Consider the following 19,019-nt stretch of genomic DNA (forward strand, 5'->3'; position numbering starts at 1 on the left):
CGGCTTACCTGTGGACCGTGGGGCTCAATGCCAGCGTGGATTGGTTGTGCTGCTGCGATTCCCTGTCCCATTGGGCTGCTGCCGTGCCCTCCTCTCTCAGCACGGTCTTCCGAACTTTGCCGTTTTCGGTTTTCGGGAGGTCCTGGACGACGCGTATGAAGCGCGGGATGGCGTACTTGGCAAGCAGTGGCTCGCAGAAGGCTGCGATCTCGCTGAATTCGATGGGTTCCTTGACGACGATTGCTGCCATGACTTCGTCTTCACCGAGTTCGGAGTCCACGGCGTAGACCGCGGCTTCGCTGATCAAGGGGTGTTCAAGGAGGGCATGCTCGACTTCGGCGGAGGAGATGTTCTCGCCCCTGCGGCGGATGACGTCCTTGATTCTGTCCACGAACCGCATCCATCCGTCGGCGTCCACCACAACGCGGTCTCCAGTGTGGAACCAGAGGTCCTTCCAGGCTGTGACGGTGGCTTCGGGCATCCGGAAGTAGCCAGTCGCAAATGCATGGGGTTGGTCGCTGCGCAGTAACAGCTCGCCTGGCTGTCCTGCGCGGACTTCCAGCCCATACTCGTCCACTACACGGGCACTGAACCCGGGCTGCACCTTTCCCATGTAACCGGGCCTTTGCTCTCTCCGGCTGGAGGCCACAATCGAGTTGGTTTCGGTTGAACCGTAGCCGTCCATCAGGGTGATTCCGAACCGGTCCCGGAAAGACTCCAGCAAGCCAGCCGGTGTTGCCGGCGCCAGAGCGGCAACCACTCCGTGCGCCCGGTCCAGCGGAGTAGGTGGTTTGCTCGCGAGGATGCTCACCATGGCACCAAGTAGATACGTGAACGTCGCACCGGCACTGTGAACATCTGACCAGAATCTTGAAGCCGAGAAGCGAGGTCCCAGGACGTATTCGGCGCCGCTGACCAGTGCTTGGCTGAAAGCATTTAGGGCATTCGTGTGGAAAAGCGGCAAGCAAGTGTAGAGCACGTCCTTGTCTGTGAGCTCAAGCTGCCGGGATACGTTGACGCCCCACCAGTAGAACTGGCCCTGCGGGCATTGAACACCCTTGGACACACCGGTGGTACCGGACGTGTACAGGATTGCGGCCGTGTCGCCCGGAAGCACAGGTGCAGGCTCGGCTGGCGAATCCGGCTGGGGAAGACCAGCGACAGGGTACCGGTTGCCGAGGCCGGGATCCGGCTCATCCAGAAGCCAGATCTGTCGCAATGATGAAAGCTCCGGAATGCGGTCCACATGCTCAAGCAGTGCACTCTCCGTGACGAGAAGCGACGACTCGGAGTTGGCAAGAATGTGGTGAAGCTGCTCGCCGCGGGCGGCTGTATTGATGGGAACAGCTATGGCGCCCACCCATGCACACCCCAGGATGAGGTCCAGGAGTTCCACCCGGTTTGAGGACATCAACGCCACACGGTCACCGGGACGGATGCCATGATTCATCAGGACTCCTCCGGCCAAGGCAATGGCTTGCAGCATTTGCTGACCGTCACGGCGAATGGATCCGCAGCGCAGCAGCGGTGCGTTGGGGCGCTTTATGGCCCGGTTTATCAGCAGGCCGGGAACTGTCATCGAGGCGGGCCCCGACCCTGCATGGTAGGTATCGTCGAACATGGTACTCCTAGGCTTCAGTTCTCTGAAAAGGTACGTAGCCCGCAAGGGCAGTTTCTTGACTGGCAGTGTTGGTGAGGCTGATTCGGTCGCCTGCTTCCACCGTTCCCCCTTGAATCCGGGCAATGAAGTGGAGGTCCTCGAGGCACACTATGGTGGCTGTCTGCTGCCCGCTCGAGAGCAGGGTGACAGATTCCACCAGCCCGGAGTCGACCTCGTCTTCAATGAACGATGACTTGAAGCATGTGGAGCAGATGAGGCGGAACGGGAAGTAGGCCGCCCGGCAATTGACGCATCTTTGAAAAACAGCACTCATTCAGAAGCCTCCAACACTGCTAAGTTTGCGCACGCACCGTAGCGGTACAACACCATGCCGTAGCCGCTTACTGCGGCAAGTTTCGCTTGCACCTGGCGGTCTCCCCCTTGTCCCCGCAGTTGCCTTACGGCCTCCACGAGGCCATGCATGCCGCCAGCAGATCCTGCCTGCCCGGCGGAGAGCTGCCCTCCAGAGGTATTGAGGGCCAGTTCCCGGGGCTGAATCCGGGACCTGATGAATTCCGGGATGCCCGCGTTCTCTGCGACCACCCCCATGTCCACGAGCTGGGCGACCACCATTGCCGGATAGTCGTCGTAGACACTTATGAGGTCCACATCCTCAGGAGAGACGCCCGCTCTCTCCCATGCCAAGGGTGCGCAAGACCGCAGGCCGGTGACCAGGCCATCGCCCGCCTGGTTGTCCGAATTGAAGGAAGCGGTTGTCGAAAGAATCTTCGCCCTACGCTGTCCGTTTGCCCTCTCGTCCGCAACCACCACAACGGCGTCGGCACCTGTAACAGGGGGAACACAGTCGAAGCGGCCCAGGGGTTCGGCAACCAAAGGAGCGCCAAGGTACTCCTCAAGTGCCAAAGGTGCGCGGTACACCGCCCCTGGGTTCAGGCCCGCCCATTGCCGCTGGGCCACTGCAATGCGTCCGTAGTCCTCCCGTGTCAGACCATATTTCTCCATCTGGCGGGTGGTCAGCATGGCAAAGAGCGCGTTGGGTCCCGCCATGGGCAACGGGGTCAAATGGTCAGCCGTAGCCCGGTTGTATGTGGCAACGAGGTTGGCGAAGGCACCATGGTCCATGAGATCGCCCGCAGCGAGTACAACGACCGAGGCGTCGCCTGCTTCGATGGCGTGGACGGCGTGCTGCAGCATGTTCCCGGCGCTGGCACCCCCATTGGTATCTTGCATGAGCCAAGTCAGCTTCAGACCCATCCTCCATGCGAGGTCGATAGCGTGGTCCGGGTCCAAGGTAAAGCTTGATACTGCGAAACCGTCGACGTCATTTGGGGAAAGCCCGGCATCTTTGAGCGCGCGGCTCACCGCGTCAGCGAGAGTGCCCGATGTTGTGGTCTGCGGTTGTGGATGCCGCGTGTACGGAGATTCGCCGGCGCCGATGATGGATACTGCCATGTCTGGTTCTCTTCTGTTCAGTCGGGTGGAGCCCACGGAATGCCATGGTGGGGGCTCCGGCAGGAATGGACGAGGCTAGCGGCGAGCGACTCTAGTGTCGTCGATGTCCTTTTGAGTATCTGTAGGAGACGTTCGGTGCTGGCCCACATTCCTGGAAAAGACCAACGCAATCAGTGTGATGGCAGCGAGGCCGATCGCGTACAGGGCAACCGGTGTCGAGCTGTTGTACGTCAGCAGGAGTGCGGTAGCGATGAACGGTGCCAGTCCCCCGGCAAAAACGGCTGCTACTTCGTGGCCCAGTGCCATTCCTGAATAGCGAACTTCGGGGCTGAACAGTTCGTGGAAGAATGCCGGCTGGGCCCCGATCATGGCGGCGTGGCAAATTCCGTTTCCGATGAAGTAGGCGAGAACAATAAGGCCTGGCGAGTTCGAGTCGATGAGCCAGAAGAAGGGGAAGGCCATGAGTGCCAGTGCGGTAGCCCCGATTGCGTACACTTTTCGCCGGCCGATCTTGTCGGATAGATGCCCAAAGAAAACAATGGTGCAGAATGCAAAGAGCATGGAGAGCATAACGCCCAAGAGCAGCGTTCCTCGTTCGACTCCCACGTGCACACCGTAAACGAGTGAGAACGACAGCAGCAGGTAGGAGCCGCCGTTTTCTGCCATCCGGAGTCCCATGGCGACCAGGATTTCCTTGGGGTGTGTCCGCAGTGCCGTCAATACCGGCAATGCGGCCCGTTCGCCGTCGTTCTTGACCTGCTCGAATTCTTTGGTTTCCGGCAAGCGGAACCGGATGTACATTCCCACGCCGAACAACAGGATGCTCACAAGGAACGGCAGGCGCCAGCCCCATGCCAGGAATTGTTCCTCTGGAAGTAGCTGAGCGAGATAGAAAGCTGCCGAGGCGAGGACAAATCCGAGGGTAACGCCGCCCTGGCTGAATGCTGAAAACAAGCCACGGCGCTTATCCGATGAGTTTTCGCTGATGATCAGAACGCCTCCGCCCCACTCACCGCCGGCAGCGATGCCTTGAAGAACGCGCAGGACGACCAGCAAGATCGGTGCCCAAATACCTACCTGCTGGTACGTGGGCAGCAGGCCCATCAGGAAGGTGGCGATACCCATGATGGTCAGGGTCAACACGAGGGCCGTTTTTCGGCTCACCCGGTCACCGATGTGACCGAACAGAATCCCGCCAAAAGGACGGGCAGCGAACCCAACTGCGAACCCTACGAAGGCTCCCAAAGTACCAACAAGCGGGTCAGTGCCGGCCGGGAAGAACAGTTTTCCGAATACGATGGCAGCCGCCGTCGCATAGAGGAAGAAGTCGTACCATTCGAGCGAATTCCCGATGAGGGATGCGACGATATAGCGCTTAATTCCATGGCTTTTGGCATCGCTGGCGCCTGGGGCTTTTTGTGACATGAGCGTCTCCTGGGAAAAGGGGGGGTAAGGGGCGAAGATCCGCGACATTGGGGATCCTTCGGGTCAGCCATCAAGCACTGGCCGGAGTTTCGTTGAAGATCTGGACGTCAGCGTCGACGTCCATCCCGAGAAATTTTTGTGCGTTACTGCTCAGGATTTGACTCTGTTGTTCTTGAGTCAAGAAGGCAGACTTTCTGATGAGGTTTCCCGCGGGCCTTTCGCCCAAGGGGTAGGGGAAATCGGATCCCAGCATGATGTGCTCGCTTCCCATCACGTCGGTGAGTAGCCGCAAGGAGGCGTCATTGAAAACTACTGAGTCCACGCTGAACCGGTTGAGGTAGTGCGATGGTGGAAACTCGGATGTGGCAATGAGGTCCGGGCGCTGGTGCCAGGCGTTGTCCATGCGCCCTACCCAGTAGGGAAAGGAGCCACCGCCGTGTGCAAAGCACAGGCGTAGGTGGGCGGGAAGTCTATCGAAGCCACCACCGAGGATGAGCGACAGTATGGACAGGTGTGTTTCCCCGGGCATGCCCACCAACCAGCGTGCCATCCATCGATCGAGCCGGGGTGAAGTGGGCATGTCCCAAGGGTGCACAAAAACAGCGGCGTTCCGGTCGGCGCAGTGTTGCAGGAAGGTGATGATACCTTCATCGTCCAGATCGCGGTCCCCCACGTGGTTGCCGATTTCAACGCCCACGTGGCCGTTCTCCAGTGACCGGTCAAGTTCACGGCACGCAGCATCCGTGTCCTGCAGCGGCACCTGACAAAAGGGGATTAAGCGCTGTTGTGCTGGATCACAAACCTCCAACGCCAGATCATTGAAGATCCGGCTCACTTTCACCGCTTCTTTTGGATCTCGGGCGTAGGAGAAGAACACAGGGGTAGGTGAGACAACCTGTACGTCCACACCGTCCGCATCCATGGCGGCGAGCCGCTCTTCCGCGGCCCAGGCATTCGAGCGGAGGGGCCGGAATTCAGCGGAGCCCAGCATGAGCATCGCTTCCCGTTCCGAATCGCTGCGCAGCCACGGCCAAGGCCCGTTTGCACCAGTTTCCTGGGCAAGGTCGGGCCACCCGTTCGGCACGTAGTGGGTGTGGATGTCGATGGTTGGTGAAAGGTTGGTCACAGGGATCTTTTCCTTAGATGCGTTTTCCGGAGGGGTTGCTTAGCCCCGGCCGGGGTGGATAGCCCCGCAGTTCTTGCAGGTGCGCGCGGAAACGTCGCTCGCGTAGAATTGTTCGAATACGGGCGGCAGGTCTTCCACGATGTCCCGGACCTGGAGTTCGACCTCATGGATGAGGTCGGAACACTCGAGGCAGTACCACTGGAACTTCTCCGTGGTTCCTTCCTCCCGGATGCGCTCGATCACGATGCCGATGGAGCCGGCTTCGGGTCGCTGGGGTGAGTGGGGGATGTTGCCCGAGAGCAGCCACATCTCGCCCTCCCGGACGTCTACCCGCTTGATGCCTTCGTCCGTGACAACGTTGACGTGCATGTTGCCCTTTACCTGGTAGAACCACTCCTCGTAGGGATCGACGTGGAAATCGGTGCGCTGGTTCGGGCCGCCGACCACCTGGACGATGAAGTCATCGACTTGGGTCCACATTGCTTTGTTATTTACCGGCGGCTTCAATGAGGCCTCGTTTTCGGCCAGCCACTGCTGGAAGTTGAAAACGGGAAGGATGCTTGTTTTGTTGGTGCTTGTGGTCATTGTCCTGCTCCTTGTTGTTCCAGTTGTTGTGTGGATGTTGTCGGCGGTTGCCTCCTGTGGGCTATCGCCTGGATTTCGATAAGAAGGTGTGGATGTGGAAGCTGGTGGACGGCGACGGTGGTGCGGGCGGGACCGTCCTCGTCGAAATACTGTCCGTACACTTCGTTGTAGCCGCCAAAGTCATTCATGTTGACGAGGAAAGCAGTGACTTGAACGACATCGTCGAGAGAGGCGCCGACGCTTTGGAGAATGCGTCCAATGTTCTCGATGACCGCTTGGGTCTGCGCACGAATGTCGAGGTTCGTGGTGCCCAGTTCATCTGCTTCAACACCAACGAAGGTGTTGTCCGGTCGTCTGCTGCTTGTCCCGGAGACGTAGATCACGTCACCGGCAGTCTTGACGTGGGGAAAGCGGCCACGGGGCTTTGCCATGTCCCCTATGAGTTTCGCCCCGCTCATGAGTCAGCTCCTGCCGTCTCCAGTTCAACGCTGCCGATGCCGGCGACGATGGCAGTGACGGTGGACCCTGGAGAGAGTGGAACCGCAGCTGTGGCTGCACCTGCCAGCAGTACTGCACCGGCGGGGAGTCCGACTCCGTGGCGGCGGTACATCCGGGCAAACTCCCGCAGAGCGTTCAGGGGGTCACCGAGGATAGCCGAAGTGGTCCCTGTCTCGGTGATGGATCCGTCGACAAGCAGAGTTACCGTCCGACCGGCAAGATCGTCCGAAAAGGTAGTCCACTCGCCCAGGACGTAGCGACTGGCCGAGGTATTGTCGGCGACGACGTCAGCGAGACTGAACGAGAAGTTGCGATAACGCGAATCGATGATCTCAAGCGCGGGTGCCACTGCGTCCACGCTTGCAATGATCTGTTCCTCCGATGCATCTGGCGGAACGGCCTGGCCGAAGCGGAAGGCGACTTCGGGTTCAACGCGTGGGTGAACGGACCCGTCAAGCCGAAGCCGATCGCCGTTGGGCACTTCCATGGTCGAGGTGAGGAATCCAACGATCACTTCCTTGACGCCCATCTGCGCCATCTTCGCCTCGCTGGTGAACCCCAGCTTCGCGCCTGTAAGGTGCTCTCCCCGCGCCAAGCGAAGGTCCCGCAATTCGGCTTGTACCTCATAGGCAGCTTCGAGCGACAGCAGGTCGCCGAATTGACTTATGGCGATACCTTTACGTTCGGCCTGATCGAGTCTGCGCGCTATCTCGCTGATTGGTGGGGCTGGGTGGGTTGCGGTCATCGTGTTGCCTCGCCCAGGTTTACGCACACGTTGCTGGGTTGGGTATAAAAGTGGAGGGAGTGGGTTCCGCCTTCGCGGCCGATACCGGACAGTCCGGCTCCGCCGAAGGGTGAGCGCAGGTCGCGTAGGAACCAGGTGTTGACCCATGTAATTCCGGTGTTCATGCGGCCAGCAACCCGGTGTCCTCTCTCCAGGTTGGTGGTCCAAACAGCAGCAGCCAGGCCGTACTTTGTGTCGTTGGCCAGGCGCACGGCCTCTTCCTCGTCGTCGAAGGGAATCAGGCCTGCAACGGGGCCGAAGACTTCTTCGCGCATCACGGGTGCGTCGTGGCTGAGCCCGGTCCAGAGTGTCGGCTCAATCCAAGCGCCACCACTGAGTTCGTGGCCCAGATTGGGGATTCCACCACCCACGATCGCCTCACCGCCCAGCTGTTGAGCGCGTTCGAGGTATGAAAGAACTTTTTGCCTGTGAGTAAGGGAGATCAGTGGTCCGGTGGTGGTCCGGGGATCCATGGGCTGACCTAGCGTCAAGCCTCTGGCGCGCTCAGCAAGTCCAGCTACGACATCGTCAAAGATAGGACGCTGGACGTAGACTCGCTCGGTGCAGAGACAGACTTGCCCGGTGTTGGTGAAGATTGACCGGGTGAGCCCGTCCACAGCAGCTTCGAGGTCCGCGTCTGCGAAAACGAGTGCAGCATTCTTACCGCCGAGTTCAAAAGAGACCGGGCGGACGTTGGACGCTGCCGCGTGCATGATGGCCGAGCCTGTGGATGACTCCCCTGTGAAGGTGATTCCGTCGATGCCTTCATGCGTGGTGAGGAATTCGCCAGCCGATCCTGGACCAAAGCCATGGACCAGGTTGAAAACGCCATCCGGCACGCCGGCCTCGGCCATGATCTCAGCCAGGAGGGTCGCGGACGACGGCGTTTCCTCCGATGGCTTGACGATCACCACGTTGCCGCAGGCGATTGCGGGAGCCACTTTCCAGGTCAACAGCAACAGAGGCAGGTTCCACGGCACTACTACGGCGACTACGCCCAGCGGTCGGCGCAAAGCGTAATTCAGGGCCCGTCGGCCGTCGGGAAGTTCGGTGAGGAAGGAGTCCAGGCCTTCGGCGGCGATGATGTCTGCAAACGCGCGGAAGTTGGCTGCTGCACGGGCTACGTCGAGGTCCCTGGCAAGTGCTTCCGGTTTGCCGGTATCGGCGATTTCGGCGGCGAGCAGTTCGTCGAATCGTGCTTCGATGCAATCCGCGATACGCCGCAGCAGGGCCGCGCGTTCATTGACTGTGGAACTCCCCCAGCGGCCCTGCAGTGCGCTCCGACCGGCCTTGACCGCCATGTCGATAGTGCCGCGGTCTGCCTCAGCAACGTGGGCGACCACGCTGCCGTCAACGGGGCTGATCTTTTCAAAAGTCTTGTCGGCGGCGTCGAGGAAGGCTCCGCCGACGAAGTTACGCAGGGTAGGTATCGCCATAATGGATGCTCTCCCGGATCGTCGGTGTGGGTTGTATCACCAGTGTGCTGGACGCAAACCATGCCCGTCGAATGCCTTTTCGGGTGCAAGCCATGTCCATATGGGCATATCATCGTCGACATGGACATCAGAACCCTACTGAATGGCCCCCTGAAGATCCGTCACCTGGTCTTGGTCTTAGCTATCGCCGATCACGGGACCATCGTCAGCGCGGCCAGGCACTTGTACATCACGCAGCCCGCGGTCAGCCGCGGTTTGCGCGAAGTTGAGGATGCCCTTGGGGCGCCTCTTTTTGAAAGGGGCGCCCGCGGGGTCCGTCCCACACCATTTGCCGAAGTCTTCATCAGTCACGCACGGGCAGTGGTCGGCCACCTCCAGCAAGCGACCCAGCACATAGCAGAGCTGGCGGACGCCAGCGCCGGTTCAGTGACCATCGGCACGTATGTCGCCGGAGGCAACCTGCTGCTACCCAAAGCGATTGCGCGGCTAAAGCAACAAAGGCCACATGTCAGCGTTCACGTCCACGAAGCGACTCCTGACCGGTTGACCAACGGACTGGTTGCGGGCGAAATCGACATAGTCGTTGGGCGCCTAACCCCGCATCCTGACGTTCCTGAATTGCAGCAGGCGGCGCTGTACCATGAGCCCTTCGAGGTCGTGGCAAGACATGGTCATCCTGTTTTTGAACGGGGGGAGACCGCCTTGAACCAATTGCGGAACTACCCCTGGGTCATGCCGGTAGCGCAGACGGCACTGCGCGGGGAACTCGAGAGCGCCTTTGCCCGTGAGCGCCTGGAACTTCCCGAACAGCAGGTAGATTGCTCCTCTACCGTGACGCTTCGTGCCATCGTCGCAGAGACGGACTTTCTTGCGCTTCAGCCACGCACTATCGGGACCAGTGATCCGCTACTTCGCATTGTCGGAGCGAGAATCAAAGGCATCAGTCAAACGGTTGGCGTGACCACTTTGCAGGACAGGCTGCCGAGCCCGGCAGTGGTGTTGATGCTGCGCTGTTTTGAACAAGTAGCTGTCGAAATCCGGAAGACCCTTTCGGCCTCCTGATGGCGGGACCTCTTCAGCAGCTATGCCTTATTCAGACTTTCCGCCTGAAATAGGCATTAGCCAGACGAGCCCGTCGCAGGGAGCATTTTCGTATAGAGCTTTCAGCAATCAGAACCAGAGGTACCAATCAGATGCGTGTTTTTGAAAAAGTGGCCGAAACGCTGATAGGGCTTGGTGTCCGCCAGGTCTTTGGTGTTGTCGGCAGCGGCAACTATGACGTGACCAAGGCCCTCATTGCCCGCGGTGCTACATACGTGGCCGCGCGTCACGAGGGCGGTGCCGCATCGATGGCGGACGCCTTCGGGCGAGTCGGCAGCTCAGTCCCTGTAATCTCCTTGCATCAGGGATGCGGGCTGACAAATGCCATCACCGGCATCGCGGAAGCCGCGAAATCCGGCACACCAATGCTGATTCTCGCCGCCGAAGTTGCGTCTTCGGCTATTCATTCCAATTTCCGCATCGAGCAGAGCCATCTCGTTGAATCCGTGGGAGCCGCGAGCTTCCGTATCTCCAGAGAGACTGCCGCCCGGGACGTTGCCCTTGCTTACAGGACAGCAGTAACTCGCCGCATTCCTGTGCTGGTCAATCTCCCCTTGGACATTCAAAACTCCGAAACCACTGAAGAGTATGCTGCCTCAGTTGCCAGCGGGGCCGCCCTTTTAACGGTGGCCGAACCAGTTACCGAAGACATTAGCCACTTGGCCGACCTCATCGAGCGGTCGAATCGACCCGTCATCATTGCCGGCCGAGGAGGGCGCGGTGCCGGGCCTCAGCTACGCGATCTTGCGGAGGTTTCGGGGGCCCTTTTGGCAACCTCGGCGGTCGCCCGCGGGCTGTTCAATGACGATCCGTTCTATCTGGACATTTCCGGTGGCTTCAGTACACCGCTGGCGGCTCGTACCATCCAGGACTCCGACCTCATCATCTCCTTTGGTTCTGCATTGAACATGTGGACCATGCGTCACGGCGAACTCATTGGCCCGGCCACCACAGTGGTGCAGGTAGACGTTGATCCACTGGCGCCCGGCAAGCACCGGCCCGTCGACTTCGGCGTTTTGGGCGACGCAGGGCTTACGGCAGCGGCCGCAGCCAGAGAGCTCCGCAGCCGCGGTTTCTCCCGTGTTGGCTACCGAACTGAAGAGATCGCACAAGCCATCAAGTCCGAAGGACGATGGCAGGACGTCCCTTACGAGGACCGGGGCGATGGAGAGCGCATCGATCCCCGGACCTTCACCATTGCTTTGGACGGGATGCTCGATAAGGAACGGGTAGTGGCCGTCGATTCTGGCAATTTCCTCGGATATCCCAGTGCCTTCCTTGATATTCCTGATGAGAACGGGCTCGTCTTCAGCCAGGCCTTCCAATGTGTGGGTCTCGGTCTGGCCAGTGCAATCGGGGCAGCATACGCACAGCCGGACAGGCTCCCGGTTCTCGGCACCGGTGACGGCGGCGCCCTGATGGCCGCAGCGGAGATGGAGTCCGTTGTGAGGCTGGGTATCCCGCTGGTGGTCATCGTCTACAACGACTCTGCTTACGGAGCGGAAGTACACCACTTCGGCGAGGACGATGACGCACTGGGGCTTATTACCTTTCCCGACACTGACTTCGCAGCCATCGCGCGCGGTTACGGCTTTGCAGCTCAGACCGTGCGGAACCTCGAGGATTTGGAGCCGGTGCGTGAGTGGCTCGAGGGAAGCCGTAACAAGCCGCTCCTCATCGATGCAAAGACCGTCAGCTTCGCGTCCTGGTGGCTTGAGGAAGCATTCAAGGGCCACTAGGGCCATCGAGAAAGGGCACCACTTTGACCACGCAGACATCACTAATATGACCAATACAACGCCAAAGCCGGATCTGCTGGCCAACCTGATTGAAGGCCTTGCCCAGGGGAGCATCCGCGTCGTTGACCTGACAACGCCCTTGACCCCTGAGACTCCGGCCCTGCGCTTGCCGGCACCTCTATCCAATGTCATTGATCTCAGGCTCGAAGAGGTCGCGGCATACGACGAACGCGGACCGATGTGGGCGCACAACAACATTCATGTGGGCGAACATTTTGGCACTCACGTTGACGCGCCCATCCACTGGGTCAGTGGGAGGGAAGGACGGGACATTTCGCAACTGCCACCCGAAAAACTCGTCGGCCCCGCCGTTCTGATCGATGCGTCCGCTGAAGCCGCCGCAGATCCCGATTTCCTGCTTGAGGTCCGCCACGTCGAGGCTTGGGAGGCCCGGTACGGCAAGTTACCCAAGGGTGCGTGGTTGCTTTACCGCACAGGATGGGATGCTTTCGGAGACAACGAAGCTCTCTTCCTCAATGCTGATGAGTCGGGTCCGCATACACCCGGCGTCTCTGCAGAATGCGCGCGCTGGCTCGCTGAGGAGACCGACATTGCCGGCTTTGGTGTCGAAACCGTTGGGATCGACGCCGGTGCAGGCTTCAGCTTGGAGCCGCCTTTCCCCATGCATCATTTCCTTCTCGGAAACGACAAATACGGGGTTACATCACTTAAGAACCTCCACCAGTTACCGGCAGCAGGCGCTTTCATCGTCGTCACGCCCTTACCCATCGTCGGCGGAACGGCGAGTCCAGCCCGTGTTCTGGCGTTCGTTGAAGCGCCCGGGTCCGGATCCACTGCCACGGACAGCCCAATCGAAGGAGAGTGATCTCTTGATCCATGCGGAAGGCACCGGCGGGCTCCATGACAGGGCAATTCGATGATGCAGTATCCCGCATCTGAGTGGCACCGCTTGGACGGGGTCCCCATAGAGATAAGGCAGCGGGGAGCGTTGGTCCGCGCGGGAACGGTGGAAGCCGTAATGCCCGATTCAAGCATGATCTGGGTGGCAGCGGACGGGCCTTACGGGCGTGAACTATTCCTGGCCGCGGACAACTACGAGGTTTGGCTCGAACCGGGCCAGCTCGTCGGCGAGCTTCGATATCGGATGACCGCTGAGAATCTTTACCCGCCCAGATGGCGAGAACGGCCCCAGCGGCGTGTCGGCCACACCGTACAAGGTTAGGTGGTGGGTGCGTGAGCCCGAGAGATACCTTTCCGGGCTGAAGCAGGTTCACCTGCGACGGCCCTTTCGACCCTCATTACGGACCCCCCAACTAAGACCCGAACCCGCCTATCGCCTTGTCACGTAAAGGCGCCATCGCGTCTAGGCTGAGACGGGCGAGTGATCCTCACCATGACCACGGAAGGACAACCATGACCGAACACAATATCAACGCCCGGGCAGAGAAATTGAAGGCTCTGCATGAGGCACCGGAAATCCTGAGTGTAGTCAACGTATGGGACGCCATCAGCGCCTCGACCGTTGCAGCCGTGCCCGAAACCAAGGCCATTGCCACCGCCGGGCACTCGATTGCAGCGGCGTATGGCTACGCCGATGGAACCATGCCCCTGGATGTCGCGCTGGAGGGCGTGAAGAGGATCGTCAGCGCGGTTGAACTTCCGGTCACTGCGGACCTCGACGACGGGTATGAAGACCCAGCGGAAACTATCCGCCGGGCGATTGGCATCGGCGTCGTGGGCGCCAATGTCGAAGACCGTTTGCGTCCTTTCAATGAAGCTGTCGCCCGGGTGAAGGCGATCGTCGACGCCGCGAATGGCGAAGGCATCCCGTTCCAGCTCAACGCGCGCACCGACGCCATCGCGAAGGGCGGGGACCGCCCGATCAAGGACAGCGTTGAGGACGCTATTGCTCGTGGTCGCGCCTTCCTTGATGCAGGCGCGGCGTTGGTCTTTGTCCCTGGTGCCCTGACACGCGACGTTATTGAGTCACTCGTCGCGGGCCTCGGACACGGCAAATTGTCCGTGATTGGCGCGCCCGGAGCGCTTCCCGCGGCCGAGCTCCAGGAACTGGGTGTTGCCCGTGTTTCCTACGGTCCCTTTCCCCAGCGGGTCGCCTTGCGCGCCCTTCAGGATCTCGCCGCCGATCTCTACGGTTCCGGCGTCATCCCCAAGGACACCCCGGCCCTGAACTAAACCAAACCAACCGGTCCTGCGTCACGGGCGGGACCGGTCAGGGGGCCGGATCGCATCTCGAAAGCTTCCACCACGCGGCTGACGGCATCGCACTCCCGATTGAGCAACCCCTCAAAAGACGTGCTGCAAGGACATTGTGCGTTCGTGGCCACTGGTGGTTGTGATCTAACTAAACGAAGCAAAGTGGCACGTGGAAGGTCACGTCGTTGTCAGTAGATCTGCGTGATTTGTCCGCTGAAGGTAGTCAATGACAGCATCACGGCTCTTCTCCAGGCAGACGATTCTGTTTTCCACGACGCGCAGTTCTTGAGCAAGCTCCTCCGCCAGAGCTCGATTGCCTACAGTGGATTGACCTTGGGTTGCTGGAGTTTCGATATTCAGCACGATCTTGATCATCCTCGTCGACAGGCCGGCCGCTATCAGAGCCCGGACGTGGCGGGCATGCTCGATCTGCTCGTCAGAGTACTCGCGGTACCCGTTGGTCGAACGGGATGCCTGGATGAGCCCCTGTTGCTCGTAGTAGCGGAGCATTCGAGTTTGGACGCCCAGTTCCTTGCCAACCTCACCGATTTTCACCGTCTGTACCTCTTCACTTCGATCGTCGACTTGACCTTGACACTAATGTCAAAGTCTACGCTGGCATTCGTGCCCGTCGACAGGTCTGTTCCCAAACGGATCCTGTGCGGTCACTTGGGTGAAAGACATGACCGCCTCTCGCCCAGGAGTGGAGCGCTCGAGCCTGACCTCTTGAACACGACGTCAACGTCGACACACTGCCGGCGTTCGGCGCTCCACATCAGCAAAAGCTGGGAACACGAATCAAGTAAGGACTCTGCGCTAATGACAAACGAAATTCCGTCCGCCCGCTCGCGGGACATCCTCATCATCGGAGCGGGAGAACTTGGCATGCCCGTGCTTCGCAATGTGGCACGGCGGGCGAGAGACGTGAACGGCTCAACTGTCAGTGTGCTCCTGCGGGCGAATGCTATCGAATCCGCTGCCCCGGATAAGCAGCGCGATCTCGCCGAGATCCGAAACCTGGGCGTAAGGATTGTCCAGGGCGACCTGGTCAAGAACACGGTCGATGAACTTGCCTCGATCTTCGCGAACTACGACACCGTGATCGGCTGCACGGGCATCACCGCCGGACTTGAGACGCCTATGAAGGTTGCGCAGGCCGCTCTTCAAGCGAAACTCCCGCGATACTTCCCTTGGCAATTCGGCGTTGATTTCGACGTAATCGGTCGGGGAAGCCCCCAGGACATCTTCGACTCGCAGCTGGACGTGCGGGATCTGCTCAGGTCCCAGAACGAGACCGAGTGGGTGATCATCTCCACCGGAATGTTCATGAACTACCTTTTCGAGCCGGGATCCGGGATGGTCGATCTCCCTAACGACACTGTCAACGCCTTGGGCAGCCTGGATACAGCTGTCACCGTAACGACCCCCGAAGACATCGGCGTCCTCACCGCTGAGATCCTCTTTGCTGAACCACGTATACGCAATGAGATCGTCTACCTTGCCGGCGACACCATCACTTACCGCGAGTTGGCCGAAACCCTGGAAGCCGTGCTTAACCGTCCGTTCCGAGTTGTGGAATGGACAGTGCCTTTCCTACTGGACGAGCTGACCAATGACTCGGACAACATGACACGAAAATACCGCGCCGTCTTTGCCCAGGGCCGAGGAGTGGCCTGGCCTAAGGACGACACCTTCAACGCGAGGCACTCAATTCCAGTCACCAGCCTGACCGAGTGGATCAGGGACAACATCGCAGCCTGACAGGACAGAGGGACTGGCAGATGCTGCCCCTTGCCCCGGGTCTGGGCTGCCCTGACGGGGCGGCCCAGACCCGGGGCAAACAGTTCGCACCAATTCGCTCAGTTTGCAGGGCCTGTGGGATCCGAACTTCCGCTGGTTGTCTGCCATCCGACTCGCGGAGCGAGTTGTCGCGGCCATCAACTGCGCGACCTGAGCTATGTCGACGTCGTGGGATTTTTCATACCAATTCACCCGAAACGATGTCGTGACCCTGCAGTGCGGGCCACTGAGCCAACTCGACTTATTCAGCTTCTAGCGTTCAAGGCCGATGTACTTCAACAAAGATGGCTGCGGGCAGTTCTGGACGTAGGGCTCCTACGAAAGTTTAGGCGGTGACAATGTCCACACCCCCTTTTGGCCTGACTAGGCTCGCACTCAGTCAGGGCTCTGAGCTCCAGAAACGCGCCAAGATCAAGAACTTTGACCCAGAGACTGGAAGTCATGCTGCGCTCAGTCTTCCTCTCCATGAAGATGTGTAGGCCACTCCAGACCTACCGGACAGAACCGAAACAGGGAGCTTGGATGACCCCAGCCCAGAGCCAGCGGAGCGCCCACAGGCCAGGACACTGAACCCGCTCCCCCGCCCAGAACTGAACAGGCCGCACCCGGCGGCCAGGCACCATCCGGGACAACAAATCAGAGGGACTTGTCAACATTTGTCCACACTTAAACGCAAAAACCCCTCTGACGAGGGGTTATGCTGTGCCCGAGGTGGGACTCGAACGCGATTCCCGGCCTTGTCATTGCTGGGATCCCGCGGAAACATACGGAATCCGGGCCAGTCCGGCTGGAGTACGGGCCAGTCCGGAGCTAGAAGTGTGGACATTGTCCACACTTCCTCTTAGGGGAAGGCCGAGTTAACGCGGCACCAAATGATTCGAGATCACAGCGGCCGAGTCCCGTAGTTCAACGTCCCCAGCGGCGACCCCGACGACCAGTCCGAAGCCCTCGTCAGTTGAGAAGTCATGACGGTAGCCGTTGATCCACAACAACAGCACCATGAGCGTCCAAGCAGTCCGCTTGTTCCCATCAAGGAGTGGATGGAACCGCGCGACCGACTCAAGTAAGGCAGCCGCCTTCACCGCTAGTTCCGGATAAGCGTCAGCCCCCATGACCGTTGTCGCGGGCCTGGCCAATGCCGACGCCAACAAGCCGACGTCGCGGATATGGAAGCCGTAGCGATCAATAACTTGGAGTGCATCCTCAATGTCCAGATAGGCGGTCACGCGTCCTCGAGGCGAGTGAGCAGCTCAGCATCATGACTCATCACAAAATCAAGGCCCTCACTGATTTCACGCCGGCGCGTGTGCCGCTGCAGAACCAACTCGGCCCCCTGCAATAGGAGTGCGGACTTGGACGTGTGTTCTTCGGCAGCCAACTTTTCCAGCCGTCGATCAAGGTCCTCAGGGACTCGAAGATTCATAGCCATGAAGCCCATGGTACCAAAACGGTACCCCAGCGGGCCGGGACTAAGACTTCCTCCACCGAGGCAAGTGAAACCGATAACGGCGCATATGTTCGAATCCTCCCCCACTCCGATCCCGCCTGTCCGGTCAGGATCGGAGGCAGAGCAACGGCCTTCGCTGGCAACCTTCTGCACTCATCGGGGCAGCGAATGCGTCCTAGCGGCCCCGACGACTGCGCTACAGCTCCATGGTTTCGCTGCGTCCGCGACGTGGGCGCAACCAGCGTCTCGCGCGCTCGATCCCCAAAGTCGGCGCAGTCCGGTCATGGTGAAGGTCCCGTCCAGCGTCCATGGATGTCTGGAGCCTCAGCAGACTGGGCCCCGTCAACAACAGCCCGAACGCAAGAGGAGACATGATGAACGCCCTCACCATCAAGGACCCCGCCGACCTGCTCAGCTTCATCGGCCACACCCTCGGCTTCTGGCCAACGGAAAGCCTTGTCTGCATCACCCTCAACAACGACAAAGTCGGCGCCACCCTCCGCATCGACCTACCCAAACAATCAGGCCACGAAATCCACTTCGCTCAAACCGTCGCCGCGTACCTCACCTCCGACGAGCGAGCCAACGGTATCGTTTTCGCCCTCTACACCACAGATGCTCCGGAACCAGGAGAATCCAGGCCGCACCGGGCGACTATCGCAGCCCTCACCGGAGTCCTCGCGAGGGAAGGCATAATCATCCGCGACGGAATCTACGTCACCAACACCACCTACTCCCCCTACGACACCCCACCCGGGCCCGACATCGCCGTCCCCCTCAGCAGCACCGAGTACTCCCAAATCAACGCAGAATTCATCTACCGCGGGAGCATAATCGAACCCACGAACCAAGTGACCCTCCCGGCGGCGACGGACAAGGCAGAGCACGCGACCGCCGTCGAACATCACAAGGGAACCATCCTCAACGGACCACCAGCGACAGCGCTCCACGATGCGCACGAGCTTTGGACCGGGATGCTCGCCACCAAGGACTACCCCACCGACCAGGACGTCCTGAAGCTCATCGCGTACTTCCAGGTCCCGCATATCCGCGACCGGCTCATGGCCGACATCCCCGGCATCAACGAACCACCCGAACACATCCTCTTCGCCCAAACAACCCAGGCACCTAACTGGTCACGGATCGAATGGGCCAAACAACTCCTCACCCACACCTACACCCTCACAGCCCCAGAACACGCAGCACCCATCCTCACCACCATCGGCTACATCAACTGGTGGGAAGGCAGAGGATCCAAAGCCCACCAAGACCTCCAACTCGCACTCGACACAGACCCCGGCTACCGCTTCGCACGCCTCACCGACCACATGCTCGGAGCCGGCATCATCGCAGGCTGGAACACCAACAAAAGCACCGCCTACCGGAACAACCTGGAAATGCCGTGACCTTAGAACGCTTGCGGTTGCGAGGATCGAGTTTAAAACAGCGTTTCCATTCAACCCCCATGGGCTTTTACGGGCTCTTGCGCCATAGCCGGGCATCGGGTACGCGATGGACATCTCTACTGGCCTAACGGTTCTCAGTCTCCGGGAAACACGGTGGCACTACCGCCCACAAAATCTGGGGAGTTACTCCTTGTCAGAGCTCATATTCGCTGCCGTAACTTCGCCCGAGCTGCGGCTGGTTTCTGCTCAGTTGGGTTCACCATCACGGTCAAGGGCGGGAAAATGGTTGGAGAAGACAGGCAACCTGCGACGAAAGCCGTCTCAGTTGCTGCGTCGAGACGGGTATCGGATGCGTGTCCCATGA

General features: G+C 60.0%; 18 protein-coding genes. 6 read left to right on the top strand and 12 right to left on the bottom strand.

The window, feature by feature from the left end:
* Positions 1 to 4 precede the first annotated feature (4 nt).
* From AB0N65_RS09815 to AB0N65_RS09855, 9 genes are all read right to left on the bottom strand, one after another.
* The gene (locus AB0N65_RS09815) at positions 5 to 1,621 is read right to left on the bottom strand and encodes an ATP-dependent acyl-CoA ligase (RefSeq protein ID WP_364160573.1); all 1,617 of its coding nucleotides are present in this window, start codon (positions 1,619 to 1,621) and stop codon (positions 5 to 7) included.
* A 7-nt stretch (positions 1,622 to 1,628) separates the two neighbouring features.
* Positions 1,629 to 1,934 (bottom strand): hypothetical protein, encoded by a 306-nt coding sequence (locus AB0N65_RS09820; protein WP_364160575.1) that lies wholly within the window; start codon positions 1,932 to 1,934, stop codon positions 1,629 to 1,631.
* Positions 1,931 to 3,073 carry a thiolase family protein gene (locus tag AB0N65_RS09825; protein ID WP_364160577.1) on the bottom strand — a complete coding sequence of 381 codons (1,143 nt, stop codon included), beginning with the start codon at positions 3,071 to 3,073 and terminating at the stop codon, positions 1,931 to 1,933. Before AB0N65_RS09825 ends, AB0N65_RS09820 begins: the two co-directional genes overlap by 4 nt.
* A gap of 75 nt (positions 3,074 to 3,148) precedes the next feature.
* Positions 3,149 to 4,498 (bottom strand): MFS transporter, encoded by a 1,350-nt coding sequence (locus AB0N65_RS09830; RefSeq protein ID WP_364160579.1) that lies wholly within the window; start codon positions 4,496 to 4,498, stop codon positions 3,149 to 3,151.
* Positions 4,499 to 4,568: 70 nt separating this feature from the next.
* The gene (locus AB0N65_RS09835) at positions 4,569 to 5,624 is read right to left on the bottom strand and encodes an amidohydrolase family protein (RefSeq protein ID WP_364160581.1); all 1,056 of its coding nucleotides are present in this window, start codon (positions 5,622 to 5,624) and stop codon (positions 4,569 to 4,571) included.
* A 39-nt stretch (positions 5,625 to 5,663) separates the two neighbouring features.
* Complete coding sequence (locus AB0N65_RS09840; protein WP_364160583.1) at positions 5,664 to 6,209, bottom strand: 3-hydroxyanthranilate 3,4-dioxygenase; 546 nt, start codon at positions 6,207 to 6,209, stop codon at positions 5,664 to 5,666.
* Positions 6,206 to 6,667 (bottom strand): RidA family protein, encoded by a 462-nt coding sequence (locus AB0N65_RS09845; RefSeq protein WP_364160585.1) that lies wholly within the window; start codon positions 6,665 to 6,667, stop codon positions 6,206 to 6,208. The genes AB0N65_RS09840 and AB0N65_RS09845 overlap by 4 nt, the downstream gene beginning before the upstream one ends.
* Entirely contained in the window at positions 6,664 to 7,452 is a 789-nt protein-coding gene (locus AB0N65_RS09850) for a fumarylacetoacetate hydrolase family protein (protein ID WP_364160587.1), read from the bottom strand. Before AB0N65_RS09850 ends, AB0N65_RS09845 begins: the two co-directional genes overlap by 4 nt.
* Positions 7,449 to 8,927 (bottom strand): 2-hydroxymuconic semialdehyde dehydrogenase, encoded by a 1,479-nt coding sequence (locus AB0N65_RS09855; protein ID WP_364160589.1) that lies wholly within the window; start codon positions 8,925 to 8,927, stop codon positions 7,449 to 7,451. Before AB0N65_RS09855 ends, AB0N65_RS09850 begins: the two co-directional genes overlap by 4 nt.
* 120 nt (positions 8,928 to 9,047) lie before the next feature.
* On the opposite strand from AB0N65_RS09855, the gene AB0N65_RS09860 reads away from it, so the two are divergent.
* From AB0N65_RS09860 to AB0N65_RS09875, 4 genes are all read left to right on the top strand, one after another.
* Positions 9,048 to 9,989, top strand: a complete 942-nt coding sequence (locus tag AB0N65_RS09860) for a LysR substrate-binding domain-containing protein (protein WP_364160591.1) — start codon at positions 9,048 to 9,050, stop codon at positions 9,987 to 9,989.
* 131 nt (positions 9,990 to 10,120) lie between these two features.
* Positions 10,121 to 11,767 carry a thiamine pyrophosphate-binding protein gene (locus AB0N65_RS09865; protein ID WP_364160593.1) on the top strand — a complete coding sequence of 549 codons (1,647 nt, stop codon included), beginning with the start codon at positions 10,121 to 10,123 and terminating at the stop codon, positions 11,765 to 11,767.
* Between the two features lie 46 nt (positions 11,768 to 11,813).
* Complete coding sequence (locus AB0N65_RS09870; protein ID WP_364160595.1) at positions 11,814 to 12,653, top strand: cyclase family protein; 840 nt, start codon at positions 11,814 to 11,816, stop codon at positions 12,651 to 12,653.
* Positions 12,654 to 13,201: 548 nt separating this feature from the next.
* Complete coding sequence (locus tag AB0N65_RS09875; RefSeq protein WP_364160597.1) at positions 13,202 to 13,981, top strand: isocitrate lyase/phosphoenolpyruvate mutase family protein; 780 nt, start codon at positions 13,202 to 13,204, stop codon at positions 13,979 to 13,981.
* Between the two features lie 198 nt (positions 13,982 to 14,179).
* Here AB0N65_RS09875 and AB0N65_RS09880 read toward each other — a convergent pair whose 3' ends face one another.
* Positions 14,180 to 14,557, bottom strand: a complete 378-nt coding sequence (locus AB0N65_RS09880; RefSeq protein WP_082694583.1) for a MerR family transcriptional regulator — start codon at positions 14,555 to 14,557, stop codon at positions 14,180 to 14,182.
* Between the two features lie 264 nt (positions 14,558 to 14,821).
* On the opposite strand from AB0N65_RS09880, the gene AB0N65_RS09885 reads away from it, so the two are divergent.
* Entirely contained in the window at positions 14,822 to 15,763 is a 942-nt protein-coding gene (locus tag AB0N65_RS09885) for an aromatic alcohol reductase (protein WP_364160599.1), read from the top strand.
* A gap of 896 nt (positions 15,764 to 16,659) precedes the next feature.
* On the opposite strand, the gene AB0N65_RS09890 is transcribed toward AB0N65_RS09885, so the two are convergent.
* A complete protein-coding gene (locus tag AB0N65_RS09890) occupies positions 16,660 to 17,028 on the bottom strand; it encodes a type II toxin-antitoxin system death-on-curing family toxin (protein ID WP_364160601.1) in 369 nt (122 codons plus the stop codon).
* Positions 17,025 to 17,240, bottom strand: a complete 216-nt coding sequence (locus tag AB0N65_RS09895; RefSeq protein ID WP_364160603.1) for a ribbon-helix-helix protein, CopG family — start codon at positions 17,238 to 17,240, stop codon at positions 17,025 to 17,027. Before AB0N65_RS09895 ends, AB0N65_RS09890 begins: the two co-directional genes overlap by 4 nt.
* 380 nt (positions 17,241 to 17,620) lie before the next feature.
* On the opposite strand from AB0N65_RS09895, the gene AB0N65_RS09900 reads away from it, so the two are divergent.
* Positions 17,621 to 18,655, top strand: a complete 1,035-nt coding sequence (locus tag AB0N65_RS09900) for a DUF4192 domain-containing protein (protein WP_364160605.1) — start codon at positions 17,621 to 17,623, stop codon at positions 18,653 to 18,655.
* Positions 18,656 to 19,019: the final 364 nt, after the last annotated feature.

The sequence above is a fragment of the Paenarthrobacter sp. NPDC089322 genome (assembly GCF_040684895.1).
In the GTDB taxonomy this organism is placed as follows: Bacteria; Actinomycetota; Actinomycetes; order Actinomycetales; family Micrococcaceae; genus Arthrobacter.